The sequence below is a fragment of the Vibrio lentus genome (assembly GCF_002875945.1).
Lineage (GTDB): Bacteria > Pseudomonadota > Gammaproteobacteria > Enterobacterales > Vibrionaceae > Vibrio > Vibrio apostichopi.
The window spans coordinates 1-2,221 of sequence record NZ_MCZK01000055.1 but is presented as its reverse complement, the minus strand read 5'-3'; the positions used below and the strand labels follow the sequence as shown (position 1 = coordinate 2,221).

Annotated in this window: 3 protein-coding genes and 1 pseudogene; all 4 read right to left on the bottom strand. The window is 39.3% G+C overall.

The window, feature by feature from the left end:
• A partial coding sequence (locus tag BCT49_RS04655; RefSeq protein ID WP_198595814.1) for an N-acetylneuraminate synthase family protein occupies positions 1-371 on the bottom strand: 371 nt, incomplete at its 3' end.
• Positions 364-921: a UDP-4-amino-4,6-dideoxy-N-acetyl-beta-L-altrosamine N-acetyltransferase gene (gene pseH, locus BCT49_RS04650; RefSeq protein WP_102434338.1), complete on the bottom strand. Its 558-nt coding sequence runs from the start codon at positions 919-921 to the stop codon at positions 364-366. The genes BCT49_RS04655 and pseH, both read right to left, overlap by 8 nt.
• Complete coding sequence (gene pseG, locus BCT49_RS04645) at positions 902-1,972, bottom strand: UDP-2,4-diacetamido-2,4,6-trideoxy-beta-L-altropyranose hydrolase (protein WP_102434337.1); 1,071 nt, start codon at positions 1,970-1,972, stop codon at positions 902-904. The genes pseH and pseG overlap by 20 nt, the downstream gene beginning before the upstream one ends.
• Before the next feature lie 4 nt (positions 1,973-1,976).
• A pseudogene (locus BCT49_RS04640) lies at positions 1,977-2,221 on the bottom strand (pseudaminic acid cytidylyltransferase); the annotation flags it as partial.

Sequence of the window (2,221 nt, the reverse complement as noted above, 5' to 3'; positions counted from 1 at the left end):
GAATTACGCAACAAAGCCGCGGTAAAATCAAATGGTGAACTAAATATCGTAATACCTAACTCTTTTGCTTTTTCAAACAAAGGCTTGTGCCATTCCCAAGGCATATGTGCTTCTTTATACAACTCGTACAAAGTTTGGCCATCCCATAAGCCGCCATGAATTTGAAACTCTTCCGAGTCACTATCCATAGTGATAGTTTCATGGGTATAGGTTTGAAGTTTAATCGCATCAGCACCTGCTTTTTTTGCTTCTTCCATAATCTGAAAAGCACGGTTTATATCGCCATTATGGTTAGCAGAAAGCTCAGCAATAATATATGGAGGACAATTAGGACCAATTTCTCGATTATCGATGTATATGTTTTTATTCATTCTCTTCGTATACTCTCAATTTATCTTTCATAAGGTTTCTAATACCTTTCCACTCATGTGAAAAGATACCCAAATGTACTACATCGTGATATTCAGCCCCATTGAAGAAAGCATCTCGATGAGTACCTTCAACTTTAAAGCCAAATTTGGAGTGTAATTTCACCACGGCTTGATTAAAGCCTAAAACCTCACAGCGTAATTTGTGTAAATCTAACTCAGTAAATGCATGCTCTAGAGCTCGATATTCCATCAAAGAGCCTGTACCTCTTACCGCATTGGGCGATGCATAGAATGCCCAAGAAGCGATTCCAGGAATTCGATTTATATCAGTAAATCCAACAACACCTGCTGGCTCTCCATTTAACTCCGCTAGAAAATATTCTTTTGAACTATCCTTGCACATACTAGAAAACCATGACTTGTGCTCATCCATCGTGATTTCGTGAGAGGTGTACATGTTTTTTCTAACATCTGGAGAGTTTCTCCAAGCGAGAATTTCTTCTAAATCACTTTCTTCAAGTAGCCTAAATTTAATTACTCTTTGTTTCACGACAAAAGCTCTCCATTATTTGAACGACCTTATTCGCACCGAAGCCATCAACTTCAAAATCACTAAAAGGTTTGATGTAATCCCACTTTTCACATAAGCGCGCTAGCTCAAGTACATAAGTATCGGTACTCGTCGTTATACCTTCACCTAAATATTCAACAAACCCTAAATCTGACAAGTAATTTGAAAGTATTACTTGATTCTCCGCTACGGAAACTATCGAGGCAGGAACCCTAAGACAAAACCGCTCCCAGTTACTTACACCTGAGGCGCCAATTGCATACTTGCTATTACTTAAAGATAAATCAAAACTCTCTAAATTTTTGTATATAGAAACATTGCTATTTTGATTAAGCTTTATCAAAGCATCAAAGCGAGGGTTGATTCTCCCCGTGATCAAAATAGTATTAAACGGGAGCCTCTTAAACTCATTTGCTGCAAGAATAAACTTCTCGCACTCATTTGTAGGATCTGTTCCACCAAAAAAGACTAAGAGTTGATTAGATATTGAATCTCGGGATGAATCCCTCAATGTTGAAAAGCTCTCTCTTAAAAGAGCATATTCAGGACCAAGGAGCTTGGTAGCAGAACAATCCGAATATCTTTTTGAAATGTTCGGCCACAGGTTTTGGTCAAGAATAATATCACTACAGTGTTCACGGTTAAGGTCGTCAATCGATAAAATAGCGCATGACAGCTTACCTATAATGATACTTTCCCATTCATGGTCCAGCGCATAGTGATCCACAATCACCCACTCGGAAGAATCAACTTTAGATAAAAAGTCATTTGCATCTTCTTCAACGCTACGTTGAAGCCAAGCTTTATAATCAGCGCTATGGCAGGGAGTCATTTTTAGGCAAGAGGGAGTCAACTCTAATATGTCAAAGCCTCTATCACAGATATATGCAATCATGTCACCAGCCTGGGGCAGACAAGCAAAGCATACGGAGAAACCTTTACTTTCTAATATATCAGCAAGCACCAGACAGCGCATGACGTGCCCACTACCGATAAACAGTGACGCATCCACTCGGAAGGTAACTTTCATTGTTTTACCCTAACCTCAATGCTGAAAAAAGAGATTCAGCCAGTTCCCAGTCTTCTTGGTTATCAATATCTTGAACGCGTTTTCTCGGTAAGAGCACGACCTTAGAGTGGCTAGAAAACACCGATAATTTATTCAGGAAAGCATCTTTACGACCCCAATAAAACTGGCCAGCATCGTGATACGCTTCTTCCAAATCTTGTGATCTTATCTGTTCGTTTTCAGGCGAAAACAGGCTTTGTTGCGTAATTC